Origin of the sequence: Promicromonospora vindobonensis (assembly GCF_042685865.1) — a bacterium.
Taxonomy (GTDB): Bacteria; Actinomycetota; Actinomycetes; order Actinomycetales; family Cellulomonadaceae; genus Promicromonospora; species Promicromonospora vindobonensis.
The window spans coordinates 1,620,597-1,640,397 of record NZ_JBHUOG010000001.1 but is presented as its reverse complement, the minus strand read 5'-3'; the positions used below and the strand labels follow the sequence as shown (position 1 = coordinate 1,640,397).

The following is a 19,801-nucleotide window of genomic DNA, read 5'->3' as shown; positions in this document are numbered from 1 at the left end:
TGTGGTGGGCCTGTCGTGAGCCTGTGGTGACCCTGTGAACCGCGGGCGCACGGCATGGCCGCGGGCATTGCCGGGTATGCGACGGGCACCCGGTGGACGGTTGCCCGCCCGCTCGGCGGACGTTCTAGGCTGAGGGCCGTAACCTCCGAGCAACATCCTTAGAAGGAGATTCCGTGGCTAGCATCGAAGCCGTTGGAGCACGCGAGATCCTCGACTCTCGCGGCAACCCCACCGTGGAGGTAGAGATCGTCCTGGACGACGACACCTTCGCCCGTGCGGCGGTCCCGTCCGGCGCATCGACCGGCGCGTTCGAGGCCGTCGAGCTGCGTGACGGCGACAAGAGCCGTTACCTGGGCAAGGGCGTCGAGAAGGCGGTAGCGGCCGTCAACGACGAGATCGCCCCCGAGCTCGTCGGATACGACGCCGAGGAGCAGCGCATCGTCGACCAGGCGCTCCTCGACCTGGACGGCACCCCGAACAAGGGCAAGCTGGGCGCCAACGCGATCCTTGGCGTCTCGCTCGCCGTCGCGAAGGCTGCCGCCAAGAGCGCCGGCCTCGACCTGTTCCGTTACGTGGGCGGCCCGAACGCGCACGTGCTGCCCGTGCCGATGATGAACATCCTGAACGGGGGGTCCCACGCGGACTCCAACGTGGACGTCCAGGAGTTCATGATCGCCCCGATCGGCGCCCCGACGTTCCGCGAGGCGGTGCGCACCGGGACCGAGGTGTATCACTCCCTCAAGTCCGTGCTGAAGGAGAAGGGCCTGGCCACCGGCCTGGGCGACGAGGGCGGCTTCGCGCCGAACCTCGGCAGCAACCGCGAGGCGCTCGACCTGATCCTCGTCGCGATCGAGCGGGCCGGCCTCAAGCCGGGCACCGACGTGGCGCTCGCGCTCGACGTCGCCGCGACGGAGTTCTTCTCCGACGGCGTGTACGCGTTCGAGGGCGGCAAGAAGACGCCGGACGAGATGATCGCGTACTACGAGCAGCTCGTGGCCGACTACCCGCTGGTCTCGATCGAGGACCCGCTGTCGGAGGACGAGTGGGACTCCTGGGCCGCGCTCATGGGCACGGTCGGCGACAAGGTCCAGATCGTGGGCGACGACCTGTTCGTCACCAACCCCGAGCGCCTGGCCAAGGGCATCGAGCTCAAGTCGGCGAACTCGCTGCTCGTGAAGCTCAACCAGATCGGCACGCTCACCGAGACGCTGGACGCCGTGACGCTGGCCCAGCGCAACGGCTTCACCACGATGACCTCGCACCGCTCCGGCGAGACCGAGGACACCACCATCGCGGACCTGTCCGTCGCGACCAACGCCGGCCAGATCAAGACCGGCGCCCCCGCCCGTGGCGAGCGCATCGCCAAGTACAACCAGCTGCTGCGCATCGAAGAGGCGCTCGACGAGGCAGGCACGTACGCCGGCCGGTCGGCGTTCCCCCGCTTCCAGGGCTGATCCAGTAAGTCCGCTTCTACCCAGCGATTCTGCCCAAACACCTTGCGAGTTCGGGCGCAATCGCTGGATAGAAGCGGACTTTCTCGTTCGACACACGGCGCGCCGGAGGTAATGCCGGTACAAAGGCCCGGCGAATCGGCACAATCGACCCATGCCTTCCTCACGTCGCCCGGCGCGGCCCTCGGGTTCGGCGCGCGACTCGGGTGCGCGCCCGCCGTCGACCCCGCGCGCGGGTTCGGGCGCCGGTGGCGCGAAGAAGGCCAAGGGTGCTGCGCCGACCGCCAAGGGCAAGGCCGCGCCGAAGAAGCCGAGCGCGGGGTCGACGACCAGAGGCTCGGCGACCAAGAGCTCGACGACCAGGGCGTCGGCGGCGAAGGGCACGACGGCGAAGGGTGCCCCCGCGAAGGGCGCCGGCCGTAAGCCCGCTGCGCCGTCGTCGGCGAGCCGCAAGGCCGCTGCTCCGCGGACCGCGCCCGCGCCGTCGACGGCGCGCACCACAGCGGCACGCTCCGCGCCACGGACCGCGCCCGCACGTCCTGCGCCACGGACCGCGCCGGCACGTCCCGGTACGGCGGCTCCGCGAGGCGCGCGGCCGACGTCCGGCGGGGGAGCGAAGCGGCCCACGCAGCCGCGCCGTCGTAGCGCGGTCTCCGGCAGCGTCGCACCGCCGGCGCGCGCCGACCGCAAGCGGGGCAGCTTCGGGCTCGTGCTGCCGGAGGTGCTGACGGTCCGGGCGATGGTCCTGTCCGTGGTGGTGCTCCTCGCGGTGGTGCTGCTGCTGCCGACCGTGCGTGCCGTCGTGACGCAACAGGCCGAGCTGCGTGAGCTGCGGTCCGAGCTGAGCCAGCAGCAGGTCCAGAAGGAGGAGCTCGAGACCGAGCTGGCCCGCTGGGACGACCGGTCGTACGTGATCGAGCAGGCACGGTCCCGCTTCCGGTTCGTCATGCCGGGGGACAAGGTGTGGCGCCCGCTCGACACCGAGTCCGTGCAGGAGGACGAGCCGGCCGCCGGCGTCGTCGAGCCCTCGCCCGGCGTGGCCGAGGACGCGGGCACCCCCTGGTACACGAGCGTCTGGGACTCGGTGCGGATCGCGGGCGGCGAGGAGTAGGCCCGCTGGGTCCAGCCCGCGCACTGGGCCACAATGGGTGGGTGAACACCGCGACTGAAACCGTGTCCGACGACGATCTGCGCGTCCTGGCCGAGCAGCTCGGCCGCGAGCCACGCGGGGTCGTGGGGATCGCGGCGCGTTGCGTGTGCGGACGTCCGACCGTGGCGCGCACCGCGCCCCGTCTGCCGGACGGGACCCCGTTCCCCACGGTCTTCTACCTGACGCACCCCGGAGCGGTCGCCGCCGCCTCGACGCTCGAGGCGAACGGTGTGATGAAGGAGCTGACGGCGCGGCTCGAGTCGGACGATGAGCTCGCCGCCGCGTACCGGAAGGCGCACGAGCACTACCTGGCGCAGCGCGAGGCCATCGCGCACGTCGACGAGATCGCCGGCATCTCGGCCGGCGGCATGCCGACGCGCGTCAAGTGCCTGCACGTCCTCTTCGCGCACGCCCTCGCTGCCGGCCCGGGCGTGAACCCGCTGGGCGACGAGGCCCTGGCCCTGGCCAAGGACACCTGGCGCCCCGACCGCTGCACCTGCTGACCGCCGTGCCCGGCACCTACCCCTGGGCGGTGCCCGCAACCACGTGAGGTTTCTCGCGAACCCGCCCGTCGGGCCCCCCCGAGGTCGGGGCGCCTGGAAGAATCCTCGCGTGACTTCCTCTCGCGTAGCCGCGATCGACTGCGGCACCAACTCGATCCGCCTGCTGGTCGCGGACGTCGACGCCGCCGGAAACCTCACCGAGCTCGACCGCCGCATGGAGGTCGTACGGCTGGGCCAAGGGGTGGATCGTACCGGCGAGCTGGCGCCAGAGGCGCTGGGGCGCACCTTGGCGGTGACCCGCGAGTACGCGGCGGCGATCAAGGCCTCCGGCGCGCAGCAGGTGCGGTTCGTCGCGACGTCGGCCACCCGGGACGCACGGAACCGGGGCGAGTTCTTCGACGGTGTCCGCACGGCGCTCGGCGTCGACGTCGAGGTCATCACCGGCTCCGAGGAAGCGCAGCTGTCGTTCCGCGGAGCCACCGGCGCGGTGGCGGAGGCGCACGCCGGCCCGTTCCTCGTCGTCGACCTCGGCGGGGGATCCACCGAGCTGGTCCTCGGCACGGGCTCGGTGGACGCGAGCGTCTCGATGGACGTCGGTTCGGTGCGGATGACCGAGCGGCACCTGCACAGCGATCCGCCGTCGGCCGCCGAGATCGCGGCGGCCCGCCGGGACGTGCGGGCCCACCTGGACGACGCCGCCCGCGTGGTTCCCCTCGCGAAGACCGCGACCCTGGTCGGGCTGGCCGGCTCGATCACCACGGTGACCGCGCACGCGCTGGGGCTGACGGAGTACCGGCGCGAGCGGGTGAACCAGGCTGAGCTGCCCGTTCCGGCGGTGCTGGCCTCCTGCGAGGCGCTCCTCACCGCGTCGCGAGCCGAGCGGACGTCGATGGGGTTTCTGCACCCGGGCCGGGTCGACGTGATCGCGGCGGGTGCCCTCGTCTGGTCCGAGGTCATCACTCGCGTCGCGGCCGACGTCGCGGCGGAGGGCGGGTCGCTGACCAGCGTGGTGACGAGCGAGCACGACATCCTCGACGGGATCGCGCTCTCCATGGCGTGAGCCGGTGGGAGCTCGCCGGGCCGTAGCGCTATTACGCATTGCGCGGTACCGTGCTTCTCGTGGATACAACGCAGCTGCTCAAGGGAGTGCTCGACGCCGCGGTGCTCGCGGTCGTCGCGCAGGAGGACGGCTACGGGTACGACATCGTCCGGCGGCTGCGGGCCAGCGGCGTCGAGTCCGGTGAGGCCTCCGTCTACGGCACCCTGCGCCGCCTGTACGCGAACGGCTCGCTCACGAGCTACGTGGTGCCCTCGGAGTCCGGGCCGCACCGGAAGTACTACGGCATCACCCCGCACGGGCGGGAGGCGCTGAAGATCCAGCGCAAGGAGTGGCAGGAGTTCGCTGACACTGTGGCCGGACTTCTCGGCGAGAGGAACAAGGTAGCTCGATGAACACCATCACCAGCAGTGACGCCCTGTCTGCCCACGTGCGCGGCTATGCGCAGGCGGTGCGCCTGCACCTGGCGGACCTCGGCCCGGACGTGGCTGACGACCTCACCGACGGGCTCGAGGCCGACCTCACCGAGGCGGTGCTGGACGGGATGGTCGCCCCCGCCGACGCGGGAGCGACCCAGGTTTTCGACCTCGCGGCGCGCTTCGGACCCGCCGACGAGTACGCGACCGAGCTGCGTGCGGCGGCGGGCCTGCCCGCCGACACCTCCGCCGGCCACGTGCGGCGCGGACCGGGCCGGGTGGTCGCAGCGGCCTGGACCGTCGTGTCCGAGCGGTCGCGCGCCGTGTGGCGGCCCGTGGCGAGCACGCCGGCCTGGACTGCGTTCGCCGAGCTTGCCCGGTCCCTCGCCCCTGCCTGGTGGATCCTGCGCGGCTGGGTCGCTGCACAGGCGGTCCTGTGGCAGTACGGGATCAGCGACATCACGTTCTGGCCGTCCTCGGCGTCCGGCCGCATCCTGGTGATCGCGGCGATCGTCGTGAGCGTCCAGTGGGGGCGTGGCAAGTGGGTGCCGCGCTGGGCCTGGTTCCCCCGCGCCGTCGCGGTCGCGTCGGTCGCCGCCGGCGTCCTCGCCATCCCCATGGTGCTCGACGTCAAGGCGGACGCCGACCCGGTCGCGGCCGACGTCCTGACCTATGACGCCGGGTGGAACGACGGGTACCACAACGCGCAGGTCTCCCAGGCGAGCACGGCGAGCGGCGCGCCCATGGCGGAGGCCGACGGCGTCTGGGTCGACGGTATGCAGGTCAGCAACATCTTCGCCTACGACGCGGAGGGCAACCCGATTCGCGACGTGCAGCTCTTCGACGACCGCGGCCGGCCCGTTCGTACGATCGACGACAGCGCGACCTGGGACACCTGGTCCGTGTCCGACGTCGCCGGCTCCTGGAGCTTCCAGCCCGCCATCGCCTCTGACGGACGCGCCCGCTGGAACGTCTTCCCCCTCGGCGCCGTGCCCGCCGACGAGCTGGGCCTCGGTGCCGAGGACAGCGGCTTCTACGACCCCGAGGGGTACGACGACCCGTATCCCCAGCCGCCCACGGGGGTACGGCCGCAGGACATGCCGTGGCCGTTCCTCAAGGCGCCGACGGCCATCGATGACGATGCGGCGGTGGCCGGCTCTGGTTCGGCCCCTGAGTCGACCGACGGGTCCGACGCGCCGGCCACGGAGCCCAGCGGCGACCGCCCGATGAGCCGGTCGCGCGGGGAGACGGTGGACCCGGGCGAGGGCCCGGCGTCGGGCACCGATCTCCTGGTGCCGACGCTCGAGGCGACGCAGGCGGACTGAGCCGCGCCGGCCGATGGCGGCCGTGCCGGCTGATCGCGACGGACTTCCACCCGCCGGGAACTTCCGGCGGTGGCGGTCCGTTGTGGTCGCCAGAGGATCGAGGAAGTTCCTGCAGCGGCGACGGCGGCGTGGTGTGCATCACGCACACGCCGCTCTTCGTCGTGTCGGTAGGCATGCGAAGCGCGCGGTACCCTGGGAATCATGCCTCAGAACGACCTGACCTCGGTCAGCCATGCTTCCGGTCCGGCGAGCCCGCCGCGCCCGCGGAAGGTGCCGCGCATCGTGGTGCTCGGCGGCGGGTCCGTCGGCCTCTACGTGGCGCGCCGCCTGCGTAAGAAGCTGAAGAAGCGGGAAGCGGCCATCGTGGTCGTCGACCCCCGGCCGTACATGACGTATGCGCCCTTCCTGCCCGAGGCGGCCGCGGGGTCGATCGACGCCCGCGACGTCGTCGCACCGCACCGCAAGGCCCTCAAGGGCATCGACGTGCTGCAGGGCAAGGTCACCACGATCGAGCACGGCCGCAAGGCCGTGAAGATCCAGCCCGAGTCGGGCGACGAGTACGAGGTGACCTACGACCAGCTGGTCGTCGGCCTCGGCTCGGTGTCGCGCACGCTGCCCATCCCGGGCCTCGCGGAGGCGGCCATCGGCTTCAAGAACGTGGAAGAGGCCATCGCGGTCCGCAACCACGTCATCAACCGGCTGGACGTCGCGTCCTCCACGTGGGACGCCGACCTGCGCAAGCGCATGCTCACGTTCACGTTCGTGGGTGGCGGGTTCGCCGGTATCGAGGCCCTGGCCGAGATCGAGGACATGGCGCGCTACGCGACGCGGCAGTACAACACGATCGAGGCGTCCGACCTGCGGTTCGTCATGATCGAGGGCGCCGGCCGCATCCTGCCGGAGGTCACGGAGCCGATGGGCGAGTACGCGCTCGCCGAGCTGAAGAAGCGCGGCATCGAGTTCCACCTCAACACGTTCCTCTCGTCCTGCGTGGACGGGCACGTGGTCACGTCGACGGGCGTCGAGTTCGACACCGAGACGATCGTGTGGACCGCCGGCGTCAAGGCGAACCCGGTCATCAAGGAGGCGTCCGACCTCCCGTTCGACAAGATGGGCCGCGCCATCGTGCTGCCGACGCTGCAGATCGCGACGGAGGACGGCGAGGTCGTCGAGGGCGCCTGGGCCGCCGGCGACTGCGCCGCCGTGCCGGACGTGAACAACCCGGGCAAGTTCTGCCCGCCGAACGCGCAGCACGCGATCCGCGAGGCGGTGCGCCTTGCCGACAACATCGTGGCGCTCTACAAGGACAAGCCCGCCGTCGACTACGACCACAAGAACCTGGGTGTCGTCGCGTCGCTGGGTCTGTACAAGGGCGTCGCCGAGCTGTTCGGCTTCATCAAGCTGCGCGGATTCCCGGCCTGGGTGGCGCACCGCGGCTACCACGTGATGGCGATGCCGACCGGCAACCGCAAGGTCCGGATCCTGATCGGCTGGATCGGGCAGTTCCTCATGGGCCGCGAGCTGGTCTCGCTGGGCTCGCTGCACGACCCGCGCCAGGAGTTCCGTAACGCCTCCGTACCGCCGAAGCCGGCGGGCGAGAAGGTCGAGCAGAAGGCGGAGTCGTCCGCCGAGCGTGCGGAGTCGGGCTCCAAGGCCTGAGCTACGGGTCCGGCCCGCCAGGCGTCGGCCCAGCAGGCCCTCCCTCTACCGGCTCCGCCCGCCGGCAGCTCTGCCGAGGCCATGTGATTCTCTGCGGACCATGCCATCTTCCGCGTTTCTGATCCTGGAACGCGGAAGATGGCGTGGACCGCGGTAGATCGCATGGCCCGCGGTCGTTCGTGGGGAGGGGTCGGTAGTCTCTGCGGTGCGCCCCCATAGCCCAACTGGCAGAGGCAGCCGGCTTAAACCCGGCACAGTCCCGGTTCGAATCCGGGTGGGGGCACCGGTGTCGGCCTTGAGCTCACCACCGTCCTGGTGGGTCTGCCCACGCTAGCGGGTGGGGTGATCCCGAGGCGCAGCTCGGGGGGTGGCGCCCTGCCGGAGCGGTCACGCTGTCGGAAGACTGGAGGCAGAGCGACGCACTTCCACAGGGAGGTCGCGCTTCCAGCGATCGGGACGACATGCGAGCCCTGAGGTTCATCGGCAAGACCCTGGCGGGCCTGCTCGCCACCCTGCTCGTCCTGGTGGGCGGCTTCATCGGCTACCACCACATCATGCTCCGTCACGAGGCGAACGAGCTCGAGCCTGCCGGGCAGATGGCGACCGTCGGCGGGCACCGGATGTCCGTGAGCGCGCACGGGCCGAAGAACGACGAACCGGCAATCGTCTTCATCTCCGGAGCTGGGACGGCCTCGCCGATCTACTCCTTCAAGCCGCTCACCGATCGCCTCGACGACGCATTCCGCACGGTCGTGGTCGAGCGGTTCGGCTACGGGTACTCCGACGAGGTCGACACTGATCGGCACGTGGCCGCCATGCTCGAGGACACCCGCGAAGCACTGCTACTGGCCGGGGAGGTGCCGCCCTACGTCCTGGCGCCGCACTCGATGGGAGGACTAGAAGCCCTGTACTGGGCGCAGACCTACCCGGACGAGGTGGCCGGTGTCGTCGGGCTCGACATGGCTGTCCCGCACTCCTACGACCTGCTCGACCTCGAAGGTGAGAAGGCCACGATGGACCTGGGGCGGCAGCTCACGTTCCTCGGGCTCTCGAGGCTCATGGGTGGTGACGACCTGACCGCGGGGCTGGGCGCTGACCAGATCGCCCAGCAGGAGATGCTGACCCACCGAAACTTTCTCGGCGACTCGCAGTACGCCGAAGGTCTCGCGCTCCTCGACAACGCGGCAACCGTGCAGGCGGGCGACCTCCCGGACGGCCCGATGCTCATGTTCGTGTCCGACGGCGACGAGATCGGCGACTTCTGGGTGCCCGCCAGCACCGAGTTCGCCGGCCAGGCCGGTGCGGAGCTGGTGCAGCTCGACGTCGGCCACTACGTGTTCCAGCATGAGCCGGACCTGATCGCCCAGCAGACGGCCGCGTTCATCGAGACCCGCCTCTGATCGCTGATCGCTGATCGCTGAGCGTCGGTCGTCGGCGGGCGGACGCGGCACACGATCAGGCGACCAGCTCAGCGAGGTGGCGGCCCGTCAGTGACCGCTCCTCACGCGCAAGGTCGGCGGGGGTGCCCTCGAAGACGACACGGCCGCCGTCGTGCCCGCCACCGGGCCCCATGTCGATCACCCAGTCGGCGCGGGCGACGACCGACAGGTTGTGCTCCACGACGATGACCGACCGGCCCGAGTCGACGAGCCGGTCGAGCAGGCCGGCGAGGTTGTCGACGTCCTGCATGTGCAGACCCGCGGTGGGCTCGTCGAGCACGAACGCCGGGGTGTCGCCGCCCATCTCGATCGCGAGCTTGAGCCGCTGTCGCTCGCCGCCGGACAGGGTGTTGAGGTGCTGTCCGAGCGAGATGTAGTGCAGTCCGACGTCGAACAGCCGGGTCAGCATCGGCAGCACCGTCTTCTCCGTGAAGAAGCCCATGGCCTCCTCGACGGACATGGCAAGCACGTCGGCGATGTTCTTGCCGCGCAGCGTGTAGGTCAGCACCTCGTCGGTGAACCGCTTGCCGCCGCACGCTTCGCACGGGCTCGCGACGCCGGCCATGAAGGCGAGGTCGGTGTAGATGAGACCGACGCCCTTGCACTCCGGACAGGCGCCGGCCGAGTTGGCGCTGAACAGCGCAGGCCTGACGCCGTTCGCGCGGGCGTACTGCTTGCGGATCGGCTCGAGGATCCCCGTGTAGGTGGCGGGGTTGGAGCGCCGCGACCCGCGGATCGCCGACTGGTCGACGAACGTCACGCCGTCCCGCGGCAGGCAGCCGTGGATGAGCGAGCTCTTGCCCGACCCTGCTACTCCGGTCACCGCGACGAGCACCCCGAGCGGGATCTCGACCGAGACGTCCCGGAGGTTGTGCAGGTTCGCGTGCTCGATCCGGAGCACTCCCGTCGGGGTACGGGGCGTGCTCTTGAGCGTGACCGCCTGGTCCAGGTGCTTGCCCGTCGCGGTCCCTGAGGTGCGCAAGCCGGCGAGGTCACCCTGGTAGACCACGGTGCCACCGTGCGTGCCGGCCCCTGGACCCATGTCGACGAGGTGGTCGGCCGCGGCCATGACCTCGGGCTTGTGCTCGACGACGAGCACCGTGTTGCCCTTGTCCCGCAGCCGCCGGAGCAGTGCGTTCATCTGCCGCACGTCGTGGGGGTGCAGGCCGATGGTCGGTTCGTCGAACACGTAGGTCATGTCCGTCAGGGCCGAACCCATGTGCCGCACCATCTTGGTGCGCTGTGCCTCACCGCCCGACAGCGACGACGACTCCCGGTCCAGGGACAGATACCCCAGCCCGATCTGCTCGAACGTGGCGAGCAGGTCGTTGAGGCCGTCGAGGATGGGCTGGACGTGCGGGTCGGCGAGGTCGCGCACCAGCTCGGCCAGGTCCGTGAGCTGCATGGCGGCGGCCTCGCCGATGTGCTTGCCCTTGACCAGCGACGAGCGTGCTCGGTCGTTGAGCCGTGTCCCGCCGCAGGCAGGGCACGCCGTGAACGTGGCGAGCCGGTCGACCGCTGCCCGCATCGCCCCCTTCATCGAGTCGACGTCCTTGACCAGATAGAGGCGCGTGATCTTGGGGACCAACGACTCGTAGGTGACGTTGATGCCGCCCGAGACGATCTTTCGCTCGGCGCCGTACATCAGGTCGTGCCACTCGGTGTCGGTGTAGTCCGCCAGCGGCTTGTCGACGTCGAACAGGCCGGAGTCTGCGTAGACCTTCCAGTACCAGGAGCCGACGCCGAAGTTGGGGAACGTGATGGCGCCACCGGCCAGCGACCTGCTGCGGTCCACGAGGGCTTCCGTGTCGATGGCGGAGACGCGGCCGAGACCCTCGCAGCCGCCGCACATGCCCTGCGGGTCGTTGAAGGAGAACAGGTTGGAACCGCCGATGTGCGGCTGGCCGAGCCGCGACCAGATGACGCGCAGCATCGTGTAGGCGTCCGTGGCGGTGCCGACCGTCGAGCGGGCGTTGGCGCCCATCGGCTCCTGGTCCACGACGATGGCCGCCGACAGGTTCGAGAGGGTGTCGACGTCGGGGCGCGGGCGGGACGGCATGAAGCCCTGGAGGAATGCCGGGTACGTCTCGTCGATCAGGCGCCGCGACTCCGCCGCGACGGTGCCGAACACGAGGGAGCTCTTGCCCGACCCGGAAACTCCCGTGAACACGGTGAGCTCCCGCTTGGGGATGTCGATCGAAACTCCCTGCAGGTTGTTCTCACGAGCCCCGCGCACCTCGATAGATCCGAACACCACTGTCCCTTCCTGGTCGGTGGTCCAATGGTGCCAGGAGCCACTGACACGCACCCCGTCCGAGCTCCCGGCGTTACGCCAGGAGCAGACGGCGGAACGACCCGGAGTGTCAGTGGGGTTGGGTAGCGTGACGGGTACCAACGGCGGGAGTGGGCAGATGGCATTGATCTCAACAGGTACCGCACGTACTGCTGGGCTCGGCACCACGAACGGGGGCGGGCCCGGGGCCAGACCCGGCACGCTCGAACACACCCGCGAACCGCTGCTACGGGACCTGGTGGGCGGCATCCTGCGGACCACTCGCCGCGAGCAGCGCCGCACGCTGGCCGACGTCGCCACGGACGCGCGGGTCTCCACGGCCTACCTCTCCGAGATCGAGCGTGGGCGCAAGGAGGCATCCTCCGAGGTGCTCGCCGCAGTGTGCGAGGCGCTCGGCATGCGCCTGGTCGACCTGGTGGAGCGGGCATGGGCAGAGCTGGCTCTCGCGCTGGCGGCGCAGGAGGAGAACCGTAGGGTGCGCGTGCTGTCGTCGGCTGGTCGCCGAGCGGCAGGCTTCTCGTCGTCCCGGCACCCGCTCCAGCCGGAGCCCGCGGCACCGACCGGAAGCTCGGGAAACGGGCAACGGGGCGAGGTCGTTCTCCTGGCAGCCTGAGCCGGCTGGCAGCCTGCGTCAGCTGACGGCGAGGGCCAGATAGCAGCGTGATCAGAGCCCGGCGCGCCGCTTTCCACCGGGGCGGACGTCGTTCACCTGGTCCACGATCTTGTCGACCATGCCGTACGCCAGTGCCTGCTCGGCAGTGAACCAGCGGTCGCGTTCCGAGTCGGCGGCGACCGTGTCGACGGGCTGGCCGGTGTGCTCGGACTGCAGGCGGATCATCAGATCCTTGACGTGGCGGATGTTCTCGGCCTGGATGACCACGTCGGACGTCGTGCCGCTGACCCCACCCGACGGCTGGTGCATCATGATCCGCGCGTGCGGCAGTGCGTACCGCTTGCCCTTGGTGCCCGCAGCGAGCAGGAACTGCCCCATGCTGCCCGCGAACCCGACGGCGACGGTCGAGACCGCGTTCGGCAGGAGCTTCATCGTGTCGTAGACGGCGAGCCCGGCGCTGATGGAGCCGCCGGGGGAGTTGATGTAGAGGCTGATGTCAGCACCCGAGTCCTCGGCGGAGAGCAGGAGGAGCTGAGAGGTCACGCGGTTGGCGACGGTGTCGTCGATCTCGGTGCCGACCAGCACGATCCGCTGGTGCAGCAGACGCGTCGCGAGATGGTCGTCGAAGGGCTGGTTGTGGCTTGTCTCGGTCATGTCACCACCTTTGCCCCGCGTCGGCCGACGGGATAGTGCTCTCTGCCCGCCGCAGATCTGCTCACGGCAGACCACGCCGCTCAGACGCACCTCAGAGCGGGTTCCCCTCCGAGTCGACCGTGGGGAACACATCGAAATGGACCTCGAACGGCATGACTCCGGGCTCACCCTCCTGCCGGCTCAGCGGCTCCAGGTACTCCGCCGAGAAGCGATCCCACGCCTCGACGATCGCCGTCATCTGCTCGCGGGTGGCCCACTTGTTGACGGTGACGAACGTGGCGGCCCCCAGCCACGACTCCAGGGTCTCTTCGTCCACCTCCTGTCCCGCACGGGTGAAGGCTGCCACTCGTTCGTTGCGGAGGCGGAGGAACTCCATGTTGACGGCTTCGGCGGTCTGCCGACCCGCGGGGGAGCTCTTTCCCGCGCTGGAGATGCTGAATCCGCCGGGAGTGCGTTCCCACCAGCGCTCGCGGGCCGTGCCCTTGCCCTCCACCTCGCGGACCAGCCCGTGCTTGGCGAGCTGGCGGAGGTGGTAGCTCGTCGAACCGCTGGACTCGCCGACGATCTCGCCGAGCTTGCTGGCGGTGAGCGGCCCGCGGATCGGCAGCAGGTCGAGGATGCGGATGCGCAGCGGATGGGCGAGGGTGCGCAGCGCGGCAGGGTCGAGCTCGGCAGGTCGGCCCGCACCGGGTGACCCGGACGGGTCCGGCACGGCGCGCGGTGCCGCGGGCCCCGACGGTGCGCCGGCGGCCCGGTCCGCGGGCCTGCCCGGTGAGTCCTTGCGTGCTGTCGCCATAGGCAGGACGTTACCCACTCGGCGTCGACCAGACCGGATCGTCACCGTGAGCAGCCCGCCCGGCCAGCCCGGAAGCCCGCCCGATCAGCACGGCGCGGCACGGCGCAGCACGGCGTCAGCGCAGGGAGAGGGGGTGCCGCGCCGCCAGGTTGTCGCGCACGCGCTCTGCCTGGGCGCGCTGTCGGTCGGCACGCTCGATCTCACGGCGCTGCGCCGCACGGTCGTCGGGGCGCGGCTCGGCGGGCCGAGGGCGCCGGGTCGATGCGGCCACGAAGGGGACCCCGATGGGCTGCGGGAGGGCGGTGCGGACGGCGGGTGCGTAGGTGCTCATCGCGGTTCTCCTGGCTCTGGTGTGGTGGTTCGCGGGCCGGCTGATGCCCTCACCCTACGCATGCCAACACATCTTTGCAAGGATATGTTTGCAAACAGTTCTTGGGTTGATTCTGCCCACCTCGGTGCCGCTCGGGGGCGTGCTCGGGCAGGACTTCCCGGGCCCCGGAGGCCTCACCTGGGCTTGCAGGGGGTGCAGGATACTGCCCTACTCTGTGACTTCGGTCAGTTTCACCCCGTTGATCCCAACCCGGCTACGACGGCGGCGGCGCGCCGTATGCCCGATCCTCGTCCGCACCGTGGAGTCTTCGTGTTCCGTCTCGCCCGGCTGTCCCTCGCGAACCGAGCCGTCGTGGCGCTGGTGACGGTCGCGACAGCGGTGTTCGGGGTGCTGAGCATGACCTCCCTCAAGCAGGAGCTGATCCCGTCCCTGCAGCTTCCGACAGGCATCGTGAGCGCGCAGTACCAGGGTTCGTCGCCCGAGATCGTGGAGGAACAGGTCACCGACGTGATCGAGGAGGCGGTCGCCTCGATCGACGGGATCGCGTCGGTCCGGTCGACGGCGTCCACCGGCGTCTCGCTGACGACCGTCGAGTTCACCTACGGCACGGACATGGAAGTCGCGACCCAACGGCTCCAGACCGCCGTGGCCGGTGTCCAGCAGATCCTGCCCGAGGATGTCAGCCCGCAGGTCACGACCGGCTCCGTCGACGACGTGCCGGTGGTCCAGATGGCCGTGTCGGGCGACGAGAGCGCCAACGCCCTCGCGGACACCGTCGAGAGCGTGGTGGTACCTGCGCTGGAGGACGTCGACGGCGTCCGTGCGGTATCGGTCACCGGCGAGCGCGAGACCGAGGTCCGGATCGTGCCCGACCAGGACCAGCTCGCCGCGGCAGGCCTCACGACGGACGACCTGACCACGGTGCTGCAGGACAACGGTGTGGTCATGCCGGCCGGTGAGATCACGGAGGGCGGGCGTGCCTGGTCCGTCCAGCTCGGCAAGCCCGTCGACATGGTCGACCAGCTCGAGCAGCTGCCAGTGCTCCCGGGCGGTGCCGGTGGCCCCGGCGCCGCGGCCGGTGACGCGGAGCAGGGCGACGCAGCAGTCCCGGACGCAGGTGCGGCGGCCGGAGCCCTGCCCGCCGACCCCACCACCCGGACCACGCCGTCCACGCCCACCCCGGACGGTCCGGCGCTGGTCGGCGACGTCGCGACCGTAGGGCTCGAGCCGGTCGAGGCGACGTCATACTCCCGCCTCGACGGCTCGGCATCCCTCGGCCTGGCCATGACGAAGACGCCGGAGGCCAACACCGTCGAGGTGTCGCACGCGATCGAGGAGGCACTGGCCGAGCCAGAGGTAGCGGACACGCTGGCCGAGCGGGGAGTCAACACGGCGGTCGTGTTCGACCAGGCCCCGTTCGTCGAGGAGTCGATCCACGGCCTGGCCACGGAGGGCGGCCTCGGTCTGCTGTTCGCGGTGCTCGTGATCCTCGTCTTCCTGATGTCGATGCGCTCCACGCTGGTCTCCGCGATCTCCATCCCGCTGTCCCTCGCGGTGACCTTCATCGCCATGCAGGCGGGCGGCTACACGCTGAACATCCTGACGCTGGGTGCGCTCACCATCTCGATCGGACGCGTCGTCGACGACGCGATCGTGGTGATCGAGAACATCAAGCGGCACATGTCGTACGGGGAGGAGAAGACCGAGGCGATCCTCGCCGCCGTGCGCGAGGTGGGCGGGGCCATCGCCGCCTCCACGATCTGTACCGTCGCCGTGTTCCTGCCGATCGCGTTCGTGGGCGGCGTGGTGGGCGAGCTGTTCCGGCCGTTCGCCCTCACCGTGTCCATCGCGATGCTTGCCTCCCTCGTCGTCGCGCTGACCATCGTGCCGGTGCTGGCGTACTGGTTCATCCGCCCGCCCCGGACGATCGGCCGCGGCGCCGCGCTCGCCCGCGCGGCGGCCGAGGAGAAGGAGAGCCGCGGCGTCTGGCAGCGGATCTACGTTCCGTCGCTGAACGGTGCGCTCGCGCGGCCCGTCGTGACCATCGGGATCGCCGTCGCGATCCTTGGCGGCACGTCCGCCCTGGTCCCGAACATGGAGACCAGCTTTCTCGGGGACAGCGGCCAGGACACCGTGACCGTGACGCAGCACTACGCGCCCGGCACGTCGCTCACAGGGCAGGACGAGGCGGCGAAGCGGGTGGAGGCCGCCCTGGCGGACGTCGGCGCCGTCGACAGCGTGCAGGCCACCGTCGGTAGCGGCGGCGACATGTCGATGGCTGCGTTCGGCGGCGCGAGCGCGGGGCTCAAGGCGACGTTCGCCGTGACGCTCGACGAGGACGCCGACGGCGCGGGCGCCGCCGCGGACATCCGCGCCGCCGTCGGCGGGCTGACCGAGAAGCCCGCTACGGAGGTCTCCGTCTCCGCCGGTGACTCCGTCGGTACGTCCGCCATCGACCTCGTCGTCCGTGCGCGCGACGACGCGACGCTGACCGAGGCCACGAGCCAGCTCCAGGACGCGATGAGCGCGCTGGACGGTGTCGCAGAGGTCAGCAACGACCTGGCCGCGGCGCAGGAGATCGTCGAGGTGACCGTCGACCGCAGGACCGCAGCGGAGTACGGGCTCACCGAGACCCAGGTCACCGGGATCGCGTCCGCCGCGATGACCGGGTCCCAGGAGATGGGCGAGCTGCACACCGCCGACGGACCGGTCGGGGTGACGCTCGCTGCGGGCACGGTGCCGAGCACGATGAGGGAGATCAAGGAGATCCCTGTCCCGACGGCGGCCGGTGCCGTGCCGCTGGGCGACGTCGCGAACGTCAAGGTCGCCGGAACTCCGACGTCGATCAGCCGGATCGACGGCGACCGGTCCGCCACCGTGTCGGTGACGCCGGCAGGGGACGACCTCGGCGCGGTGACCGATGCGGTGAACGCCGAGATCGGGTCGACCGACCTGCCGGCCGGCGCGACGGTGTCGGTGGGCGGCGCGGCCGCCGACCAGGCCGAGGCCTTCCGCGACCTCGGCATGGCGCTCCTTGCCGCCGTCGCCCTCGTCTTCATCGTCATGGTGGCCGCGTTCCGCAGCCTGGCACAGCCCTTCATCCTGCTCGTGTCGGTGCCGTTCGCCGCCGTCGGCGCCCTGATCGCGCTGGTCGCGACGAACACCCCGCTCGGCGTGCCCGCGCTGATCGGCACGCTGCTGCTGGTCGGCATCGTGGTGTCCAACGCGATCGTGCTCATCGATCTGATCAACCAGTACCGCCAGGACGGCATGGACCTCGACGAGGCCGTGCGGGAGGGCGCCCGGAAACGGCTGCGGCCCATCGTCATGACCGCCCTGGCCACCGTCTTCGCCCTTGCGCCCATGGGCGTCGGCCTGACCGGTGGCGGGGCGTTCATCTCGCAGCCGCTCGCGCTGGTGGTGATCGGGGGACTGGTGTCATCGACCCTGCTCACCCTGTACGTGGTGCCCGTGATCTACACGATCTTCGAGCGCCGGGCGGAGCGGCGCCGCGCCGCCGACGACGCGGCCGGGCGTACCGCGCGCCGGCCCCTGACGGGAGCCTTCCCCAGCGTGGCGACGGGCGCCTTCCAGACCGTCGGGCGGCAGGCCGCGGCGCAGCGGAGGGCGCCGGCCCGGCACAGCCGGCCGACACCGGCCCAGACACCGCAGCACACGCCGCAGCATGCAGCGCCGCCGTACGCAGTGCCGCCGCAGACGCCGCCGCACGCAGTGCCGCCGCAGACGCCGCCGCATGCCGCGCCGCCGTACCCCGCCCCGCACCATGGCGTGCCGCCGCAGCACACGCCGCCCGAACGCGTGGTGCCACAGCAGCCCGCGCCCCCGCGATACGCAGTGCCGCCGCAGCACGAGTACGCGCAACCCCCGCAGCGCGTGCCCCAGCAGCGCGTGCCCGAGCAGGCGCCACCGCGCCGGTGGCAGCCGGAGCCCGGGCCCACCCCGCAGCCGGAGTATCAGCGGCCGCCGCCTCCTGCCTGGCCTCACCCGTCGGACCCGCTCGACTGACCGCGGCAGTCGCCGCGCAGCTCCCGGCTCAGCCGGCGAGCATCGCCAGCCGCTCCCAGGAACGGTGCATCCCGAGCGCGTCACGCAGGGGCTGCACGCAGTCCCGCACGCTGTCGCAGGCCAGCACATCCGGAGCGGAGGTGTCGACGCCGACGGAGGTGAGCAGCCCGACGCCGTCGCCGAGGGCCACGACGGGCTTCCCGTGCCGGAACGCCTCCAGGAGCAGGACGGCGGTGCGCGGCTCCGCCGCCACGGCGCTGCCGATGACGCCCGGGGCGACCACGACGGCGTCGTACTCCACGGAGCGGGTGGTGAGCAGCGTGCGCTCTACCGTCTCCGTCTCGCCCGAGGCACCCGAGACCTCCCCGCCGTGGGCCGATATGACGCGGACCACCACGTGCTCGTCGGCGTAGGCGGTCCGGAGGTCGGCGACCGGCGAGAGATCACCTCCCTCTGCCACCAGGACGCCCACCACCCTGCCGTCCACCCGACCGGGCTCGGCCGGTATCTGGGACAGGGCGGGAGACGCGACGACGCCGTCCGGCACCTCTCCGTCGGGGACCGGCAGCCCGAGGCCTGCCGCGACCCGTGCGACGAGGTCGGTGTCCACGCGCGCCAGCGACGCGAGCACACCCTCCTTGACCTCCTGGCGCAGGCACTTGCCGAGCTCGAACGTGAACGCCTCGACCTCGTGCGCCTGCTCGACCGGCGTCAGTGACAGCCAGAACAGGCGGGCCTGGCTGAAGTGGTCGGTGAACGACACCGGGTGGTGGCGTCCCTTCTCGCCCGACACCGGCGTCGGGATCGTGACGAAGGCGTCGTCGCCGTCCGGCGAGGTGCGGGGCAGGTCGTCGTCGATCTGGTTCGGCTTGTAGGCCACGACGCCCGAGTGCACCGCCTGCTGGTGCATCCCGTCCCGGAACATGTCGTTCACCGCCGCCCGAGGGCGGTTCACCGGAAGCTGCGCGAAGTTGGGACCGCCGAGCCGGGTGAGCTGGGTGTCCAGGTAGGAGAACAGCCGGCCCTGCATGAGCGGGTCGTTCGTGACCTGGATGCCCGGCACCACGTGATCGACGTGGAACGCCACCTGCTCGGTCTCGGCGAAGAAGTTCTCCGGAGCCTCGGTGAGCGTGAGGAGCCCGACCGCCTGCACGGGGCAGATCTCCTCCGGCACGATCTTGGTGGGGTCCAGCAGGTCGATGCCCTCGAACGTCTCGTCGACGGTGTCGGGCATGATCTGCAGCCCCAGCTCCCACTGCGGGAACGCGCCCGCCGCTATGGCGTCGTAGAGGTCCCGGCGGTGGAAGTCCGGGTCGGCTCCCTGCGTGATCTGGGCCTCCTCCCACACCTGGGAGTGGATCCCCAGGGCGGGCTTCCAGTGGAACTTCACGAGCGAGGTCGTCCCGTCGGCCGCCTCCATCCGGAACGTGTGGACGCCGAAGCCCTCCATGGTGCGGTAGCTGCGCGGGATGCCGCGGTCCGACATCGCCCACATCGCCATGTGCGTGGACTCGGTGTGGGAGCCGATGAAGTCCCAGAACGTGTCGTGCGCGGTCTGCGCCTGCGGGATCTCGCGGTCCGGCTCCGGCTTGCCCGCGTGGATGATGTCGGGGAACTTGACGGCGTCCTGGATGAAGAAGACCGGGAAGTTGTTGCCCACCAGGTCGAAGGTGCCCTCCCTGGTGTGGAACTTGGTGGCGAAGCCGCGCACGTCACGCACCGTGTCGGCGGAGCCGCGGGAGCCGAGCACCGTGGAGAACCGGACGAAGACCTCGGTCTCCTCGTCCGTGGTGGCGAGGAAAGCGGCCTTGGTCACGGACGCCGCGTTGCCGTACGCCCGGAAGACGCCGTGCGCACCGGTGCCGCGGGCATGGACCACGCGCTCCGGTATGCGTTCGTGGTCGAAGTGCGTGATCTTCTCGCGCAGGTGGTGGTCCTCGAGCAGCACGGGGCCGCGGGGCCCGGCGGTCAGGGAGTGGTCGGTGTCGTCCACACCGGCACCCTGAGCCGTCGTCAGTCGGTCGCCCTCCTGGGCGTGCAGCTCGGTGACATGGTTGACGGGGTTCCTGTCGCGCGCCATGGTTCGTC

15 protein-coding genes and 1 tRNA gene are annotated in these 19,801 nt (G+C 70.9%); 11 read left to right on the top strand and 5 right to left on the bottom strand.

Annotated features, from left to right (window positions below):
• Positions 1-173: 173 nt before the first annotated feature.
• The 9 genes from eno (at position 174) to ACFS27_RS07370 (ending at position 8,961) form a co-directional block, all read left to right on the top strand.
• Positions 174-1,454, top strand: a complete 1,281-nt coding sequence (gene eno, locus ACFS27_RS07410; protein ID WP_377181496.1) for a phosphopyruvate hydratase — start codon at positions 174-176, stop codon at positions 1,452-1,454.
• A 151-nt stretch (positions 1,455-1,605) separates the two neighbouring features.
• The gene (locus ACFS27_RS07405; protein WP_377181494.1) at positions 1,606-2,562 is read left to right on the top strand and encodes a septum formation initiator family protein; all 957 of its coding nucleotides are present in this window, start codon (positions 1,606-1,608) and stop codon (positions 2,560-2,562) included.
• 41 nt (positions 2,563-2,603) lie between these two features.
• Complete coding sequence (locus ACFS27_RS07400; protein WP_377181492.1) at positions 2,604-3,104, top strand: DUF501 domain-containing protein; 501 nt, start codon at positions 2,604-2,606, stop codon at positions 3,102-3,104.
• Between the two features lie 109 nt (positions 3,105-3,213).
• Positions 3,214-4,164 carry a Ppx/GppA phosphatase family protein gene (locus ACFS27_RS07395; RefSeq protein ID WP_377181489.1) on the top strand — a complete coding sequence of 317 codons (951 nt, stop codon included), beginning with the start codon at positions 3,214-3,216 and terminating at the stop codon, positions 4,162-4,164.
• Positions 4,165-4,223: 59 nt separating this feature from the next.
• Positions 4,224-4,556: a PadR family transcriptional regulator gene (locus tag ACFS27_RS07390; RefSeq protein WP_377181487.1), complete on the top strand. Its 333-nt coding sequence runs from the start codon at positions 4,224-4,226 to the stop codon at positions 4,554-4,556.
• Positions 4,553-5,902, top strand: a complete 1,350-nt coding sequence (locus ACFS27_RS07385; RefSeq protein ID WP_377181485.1) for a hypothetical protein — start codon at positions 4,553-4,555, stop codon at positions 5,900-5,902. Before ACFS27_RS07390 ends, ACFS27_RS07385 begins: the two co-directional genes overlap by 4 nt.
• A gap of 201 nt (positions 5,903-6,103) precedes the next feature.
• Positions 6,104-7,561, top strand: coding sequence for an NAD(P)/FAD-dependent oxidoreductase (locus tag ACFS27_RS07380; protein ID WP_377181483.1), 1,458 nt, complete (start codon positions 6,104-6,106; stop codon positions 7,559-7,561).
• A 209-nt stretch (positions 7,562-7,770) separates the two neighbouring features.
• Positions 7,771-7,844, top strand: a tRNA-Leu gene (locus ACFS27_RS07375).
• Positions 7,845-8,022: 178 nt separating this feature from the next.
• Positions 8,023-8,961 (top strand): alpha/beta fold hydrolase, encoded by a 939-nt coding sequence (locus tag ACFS27_RS07370; protein ID WP_377181481.1) that lies wholly within the window; start codon positions 8,023-8,025, stop codon positions 8,959-8,961.
• 55 nt (positions 8,962-9,016) lie between these two features.
• Here ACFS27_RS07370 and ACFS27_RS07365 read toward each other — a convergent pair whose 3' ends face one another.
• Positions 9,017-11,257, bottom strand: coding sequence for an excinuclease ABC subunit UvrA (locus tag ACFS27_RS07365; protein WP_377181479.1), 2,241 nt, complete (start codon positions 11,255-11,257; stop codon positions 9,017-9,019).
• Positions 11,258-11,411: 154 nt separating this feature from the next.
• On the opposite strand from ACFS27_RS07365, the gene ACFS27_RS07360 reads away from it, so the two are divergent.
• Positions 11,412-11,906, top strand: coding sequence for a helix-turn-helix domain-containing protein (locus ACFS27_RS07360; protein ID WP_377181477.1), 495 nt, complete (start codon positions 11,412-11,414; stop codon positions 11,904-11,906).
• Positions 11,907-11,957: 51 nt separating this feature from the next.
• Here ACFS27_RS07360 and ACFS27_RS07355 read toward each other — a convergent pair whose 3' ends face one another.
• The 3 genes from ACFS27_RS07355 to ACFS27_RS07345 form a co-directional block, all read right to left on the bottom strand.
• Positions 11,958-12,560 carry a ClpP family protease gene (locus ACFS27_RS07355; protein ID WP_377181475.1) on the bottom strand — a complete coding sequence of 201 codons (603 nt, stop codon included), beginning with the start codon at positions 12,558-12,560 and terminating at the stop codon, positions 11,958-11,960.
• Positions 12,561-12,651: 91 nt separating this feature from the next.
• Positions 12,652-13,356 carry an ArsR/SmtB family transcription factor gene (locus ACFS27_RS07350; protein ID WP_377181473.1) on the bottom strand — a complete coding sequence of 235 codons (705 nt, stop codon included), beginning with the start codon at positions 13,354-13,356 and terminating at the stop codon, positions 12,652-12,654.
• A 115-nt stretch (positions 13,357-13,471) separates the two neighbouring features.
• Entirely contained in the window at positions 13,472-13,687 is a 216-nt protein-coding gene (locus ACFS27_RS07345) for a hypothetical protein (protein WP_377181471.1), read from the bottom strand.
• A gap of 309 nt (positions 13,688-13,996) precedes the next feature.
• On the opposite strand from ACFS27_RS07345, the gene ACFS27_RS07340 reads away from it, so the two are divergent.
• A complete protein-coding gene (locus ACFS27_RS07340; protein WP_377181469.1) occupies positions 13,997-17,713 on the top strand; it encodes an efflux RND transporter permease subunit in 3,717 nt (1,238 codons plus the stop codon).
• A 28-nt stretch (positions 17,714-17,741) separates the two neighbouring features.
• Here ACFS27_RS07340 and ACFS27_RS07335 read toward each other — a convergent pair whose 3' ends face one another.
• Positions 17,742-19,793, bottom strand: coding sequence for a catalase (locus ACFS27_RS07335; protein WP_377181467.1), 2,052 nt, complete (start codon positions 19,791-19,793; stop codon positions 17,742-17,744).
• Between the last annotated feature and the right edge of the window lie 8 nt (positions 19,794-19,801).

Excerpts from the sequence above, each read along its gene's own strand:
- ACFS27_RS07405 (WP_377181494.1), top strand. The coding sequence starts at position 1,606 with ATGCCTTCCTCACGTCGCCCGGCGCGGCCCTCGGGTTCGGCGCGCGAC.
- ACFS27_RS07385 (WP_377181485.1), top strand. The coding sequence starts at position 4,553 with ATGAACACCATCACCAGCAGTGACGCCCTGTCTGCCCACGTGCGCGGC.
- ACFS27_RS07380 (WP_377181483.1), top strand. The coding sequence starts at position 6,104 with ATGCCTCAGAACGACCTGACCTCGGTCAGCCATGCTTCCGGTCCGGCG.
- ACFS27_RS07370 (WP_377181481.1), top strand. The coding sequence starts at position 8,023 with ATGCGAGCCCTGAGGTTCATCGGCAAGACCCTGGCGGGCCTGCTCGCC.
- ACFS27_RS07360 (WP_377181477.1), top strand. The coding sequence starts at position 11,412 with ATGGCATTGATCTCAACAGGTACCGCACGTACTGCTGGGCTCGGCACC.
- ACFS27_RS07355 (WP_377181475.1), bottom strand. The coding sequence starts at position 12,560 with ATGACCGAGACAAGCCACAACCAGCCCTTCGACGACCATCTCGCGACG.
- ACFS27_RS07350 (WP_377181473.1), bottom strand. The coding sequence starts at position 13,356 with ATGGCGACAGCACGCAAGGACTCACCGGGCAGGCCCGCGGACCGGGCC.
- ACFS27_RS07345 (WP_377181471.1), bottom strand. The coding sequence starts at position 13,687 with ATGAGCACCTACGCACCCGCCGTCCGCACCGCCCTCCCGCAGCCCATC.
- ACFS27_RS07335 (WP_377181467.1), bottom strand. The coding sequence starts at position 19,793 with ATGGCGCGCGACAGGAACCCCGTCAACCATGTCACCGAGCTGCACGCC.